Annotated in this window: 4 protein-coding genes and 2 pseudogenes; 1 reads left to right on the plus strand and 5 read right to left on the minus strand. The window is 60.6% G+C overall.

What is annotated here, in order from left to right; genetic code table 11:
- The 5 genes and pseudogenes from HV796_RS40435 to HV796_RS45000 all read right to left on the minus strand — a co-directional run.
- Nucleotides 1-663, minus strand: a pseudogene (locus HV796_RS40435) (IS91 family transposase); the annotation flags it as partial.
- A gap of 107 nt (nucleotides 664-770) precedes the next feature.
- Nucleotides 771-947 (minus strand): tyrosine-type recombinase/integrase, encoded by a 177-nt coding sequence (locus tag HV796_RS46245; protein WP_377757741.1) that lies wholly within the window; start codon nucleotides 945-947, stop codon nucleotides 771-773.
- Nucleotides 919-2346, minus strand: a complete 1428-nt coding sequence (locus HV796_RS40445) for an IS4 family transposase (RefSeq protein ID WP_175233309.1) — start codon at nucleotides 2344-2346, stop codon at nucleotides 919-921. The genes HV796_RS46245 and HV796_RS40445 overlap by 29 nt, the downstream gene beginning before the upstream one ends.
- A 48-nt stretch (nucleotides 2347-2394) precedes the next feature.
- On the minus strand, nucleotides 2395-2889 hold the full coding sequence (locus HV796_RS44995) for a tyrosine-type recombinase/integrase (protein ID WP_246356346.1): 495 nt from the start codon (nucleotides 2887-2889) through the stop codon (nucleotides 2395-2397).
- Nucleotides 2890-2947: 58 nt separating this feature from the next.
- Nucleotides 2948-3097: pseudogene (locus HV796_RS45000) on the minus strand (integrase); the annotation flags it as partial.
- A 600-nt stretch (nucleotides 3098-3697) separates the two neighbouring features.
- Between HV796_RS45000 and HV796_RS40455 the strand changes: the two are divergent.
- Nucleotides 3698-4352: reverse transcriptase domain-containing protein (locus HV796_RS40455; protein WP_246356347.1), on the plus strand; the 655-nt coding region annotated here is incomplete at its 3' end.

Consider the following 4352-nt stretch of genomic DNA (forward strand, 5'->3'; position numbering starts at 1 on the left):
GGCTCGAGCTGGCCATGGAAGCGCAGCAAGCCGGTGTCGAAGGCGCGGCGCAGCTGCTCGAGAAACAGACGCCGGAACAGGCGTGAGAGCACCCGCACGGGCAGAAAGAAGCCCGGTCGGCACGCGATCCAAGCGCTCGCCGTCCGGGGCAATGCCGCCGCCTGGTATCACGCAGTGGACGTGCGGATGGTGCAGCAGATTCTGTCCCCACGTGTGCAGGACGGAGAGGAAGCCGATGTCCGCCCCCAGGTGTTTCGGATCGGCGGCGATCGTGCGCAGCGTCGCGGCGCTGGTGCGAAACAGCATGTCATAGAGAAACCTCTTGTTCTGGTACGCGAGTGCCGCGATGGGTTCGGGCAGCGTGAAGACGACATGGAAGTACTCAAGCTCGGGGAGCAGTTCGGCCGGCCGGCGCTCGAGCCATTGCGCGCGGGCGAGCGACTGGCACTTCGGACAGCATCGATGGCGGCACGAGTCGTAGGCAATGCGCTGATGGCCGCAGGCATCGCACTGCTCGACATGGCCGCCGAGCGCGGCGGTGCGGCACAGCTCGATGGCACTCATCGCGCGCTGCTGGGCACGACTGAGGACGTCGGCATGGGTCTGCCGGTACTGTGGGCCGAGGCTGCGGAAGATGTCCGCCACCTCGAGCGTCGGGCGCATCGCCGGCTTCAGAAGTATGCGGGCGGTGTGGGCTCAGGCGGGATGGGTGCGGGATGCGGCAGCAGGTCGAAGGGACTCGGGGTCGCGCACACGGTGCTGGTCGCGTATCATAAGTAATACGAAGTGATCGCAAAAGACCTGTGACCCATCAGCAGCTGGATCCGGCGCACGTCGGTGCCGGCCTCCAGTAAATGCGTGGCGAAGGCGTGCCTCAGCGAATGCGGCGTGATGGGTTTCGTGATGCCGCTCTTGCAATTACCCACTTCGATTGAGGGCGAGTTCATATCCGAGTTGAATGTCGGTGAAGCGCTGCATGCCGCGCCACATAACGGTATTACCTGGAGGTGGATCGCTCGCCCGGGCCAGATAGCCGCCAAGCCGGGCAACCTTGATGAGGTTGCGCAAGAGCGGCGGTGCCTGTGCGGTAAGCGGCAAGTCTGGGACCAAACGCTCGAGCAATTCAATTTCGGTTGATGTGAACACCGTGTCAGGCGCAGCTTGCGGTGCGCACCGGCTGACCATGGTCAGCCAGAATATGCGCCAGCTCAGGATGCAGAATACGGAGATCAGGTTCGCGAGCCGATCGGCTGTGCGTAGCTTCGAGTCCTCTGCCTTGCATCCGGACTTGAGAATCTTGTGGAAGGTTTCGATCTTCCAGCGCATGGCATACCAGTCGAGCTTCTCGATTGCCTGGGCCCGTGATCGGACCGGGAGATTGGTCAGCAACTTCCATTCAATGCCGGCACGCCCGGGTGGCACATCACGCTCATGCGCGTGAATCACCGTGAGCTGCAGTGCCGGATAGCGGTCCTGCTTGCCGATGGGGGGCAACACCGTCATCTGCTGGTAGCGGATTTCAAGGGTTGCGAGCGTCGCACGCCCCTTCGCGTCGCGAAGCTCGACGCGGTGCAGTCCTTTGACCTTAACCTGTTCCATTTCGTGTGCGATGGTATGTTGACCATCGCCCGCGAGCCGGTCGACGCAGGTTCGCACGAGAAAGTATGTGCACAGATCATGCGCGGTGCAAAACAGTTCGTAGATGTCGCTTTCCCGATCGCCGACGTGAATGCAGCGCACCGGATCATCGAGTAGCGCCGTTGACTGGCGCATGTTCTCCAGCCAGCGGTAGCTTTCCTTCTCCTCAATCGGGACTCGCGTGGGGTTGATGTGTCTCTTCAGTGCCGTTGTGCCCTTGAATCTGCTTCGGGTCCAGAACTTCACCGCCGCCAGACCCAGCGGCAATCCTTCGGAGGTGACTACGAGACTCGAATGCATCAGGACCCCACATTGCGTCAGCGGCGTGAGCAGGCCATGCTTTCCTCGGGGGACCGACGTCTTGCCTGTATAGCCAATGAGTTCGGGACGTTCCCGCTGATATGAGAATGTCGTCGTATCCTGCAGGATGAGAATGGGTCCTTGTGTTGCCTTGAAGCGCCCAGCGCTCGCCTGAAAGTGGCCACTCAGGATATCCTGTTCGCTGACACGGTCATTCGATAGGAAGCGGTACGCAGCCTTGGTCGATGCCCAGTCCTGGCATGCGAACGGAATCGTCTGGCCCATCCCCGACCATAACTGTTCCAGCACTACGCCGAAACGCTTGCGCAGTCTGGCATCCTGAAATTCGCTCGCTTCAACTTCCTTCTCGAACCACGCCCGCTCATCCGCCTGTCGCTTGCCGGCCATTTCGCTCGCACACGAAACATGATGTGCACCAGGTTACCAGGTTTCGCGCTAAAAAGAAGTGGGTAATTGCAAGGATGCCGCTACGCTTACGTGCAAGCTGGCATGCCGTGGCCCACGGCATCGCGGCTGATGGGCCGTCCGGGAATGTTGCCTGGAAACAGCCAGTCCCGCGGGTGAGCATCGTGCCAGTACGTTCGCAAGGATCTCAAGCAGCCTCGGCGAGAGCATGACGTAGCGATCCTTATGGTTCTTCCCCTGGCTCACACGGATGACCATGCGCCTGCTGTCGATATCGGTGACCTTCAGATGCACGACTTCTGACACCCGCAGTCCGGCGGCGTACGCGGTCATCAGGATGGTGCGGTGCTTGAGACTGGCGATCGACTCGAAGAAGGTGGTGATCTCCTCCAGGCTGAGGATGACTGGCAGTCGAACCGGCTTCCTCGGCAAGGGAAAGTCCTCGTCGCTCCAGTCGCGTTTGAGCGTCACGCGGTAGAGAAAACGCAGTGCGCCGATCGTTGCGCCAAGAGATCGTTGCGCCAAGACTGGCAGGTGCCAGCTCGCGCTCTTCGCGGAGGTAGACGAGCCAGACCCGGATCTCCTCGGGACCCAGCAGTTCAGGCGAACGGCGGAAGTGGCGGGCTAAACAGGATACCTGAATCAGGTAGGAATGCTGTGTATTCTCCGCAAGGTTGCGGATCTGCATGTCGTGCAACATGCGTTGGCGCAGTGGCGTCATTGCGAGCCTCATGGAAGCAGTGGGTGGAATGCCCAACCGGGCGTTCACATACTGCTCCTGGCGATACCGCTCATCACCTCGCCGGGGTTCAGCGCCAGATGGCCCTCTTCATGAAACGTCAGCCATAGACCTGTGCCCACCTCCCACTACCGCGTCAGCGGTTTAGTGTACGCCCGTGATGGCGTGCCATCTGCAGGGTGAAAGTCCCTGTCGGAGTTGGCCACAGCTCCGTAGCTGAAGGTAACTGCGTCGTCGCGAGGCGGGGTGTGGAGTAACCGGAAGCGAACTGTCGGTCCGTAGGTTAACGAACCTGTTTCGGCGGGGTATGGCGGCGAGCCTGCACTAAAGTGGCGAAGCCTGGAAGTAACACAGCACGCTGTCGTGGCGGACAAAGCGGTGCCGTGGCATACCACGTGATTGAGGACGGAACGATGGGACGGTGGCACGAAGCAAGCGGGGAGACCTGCTGGCGAGGTGAACGCTGGCAGGGGTCAGAGTCCCGGTAGTACCGCACACGGAAGTGTTGATCCGTGGAGACCTGTGTCAGAGCAAAAGGCGCACTAGGGAAGCGGGGCAGGAAAGTTGATAGCAAAAGACCGGAAGGGAGCAGAGATGAAGATCGAAGCATCGCCAGTGTCGGAAACGACTAGACGAGATGCAGATGCGCTGGGAAGCTGTGTGCAGCGGAAATTCGCGTCGGCTTCAATCTGGACGGACGCTATGTTGGCTGCTCTACAAAACGGAGTTAAGGGAGGTAAATGGCATAGTTTGATCGACAAGGTATTTCGCCTGGACACGCTCGCGCTGGGGTGGGCTCAGGTCAGGAAGAACGCCGGGGCAGCGGGAGTGGACCGCATGAGCGTGAAGCGATTCGCGCAAGCGCGGGACCGCTATCTTGCTGAACTGGCGCATGCATTGCAGGATGGCAGCTATCGCCCTCAGCCGGTGCGGCGCGTCTACATTCCGAAAGGTAAAGGACGCCGCCCGCTCGGTATACCCGTCGTAAAAGACCGCGTAGTTCAAGCGGCCCTGAAGCTGGTAATCGAGCCGATCTTTGAGCATGAGTTCGAGCCGCGAAGCTACGGCTTTCGTCCGGGCTTAGGCTGCAAAGATGCGCTGCGCGAGGTGGACCGGCATGTGAAAGCGGGCTACTGCTGGGTGGTCGATGCCGACCTGCAAAGTTATTTTGACTCGATTCCACACCTACCCCTTCTTGCGAGAGTGGCCGGGCGAATTGCGGACAGCCGGGTCCTGGAACTCATCCAGT

This window comes from Paraburkholderia humisilvae (assembly GCF_902859855.1).
Taxonomy (GTDB): domain Bacteria; phylum Pseudomonadota; class Gammaproteobacteria; order Burkholderiales; family Burkholderiaceae; genus Paraburkholderia; species Paraburkholderia humisilvae.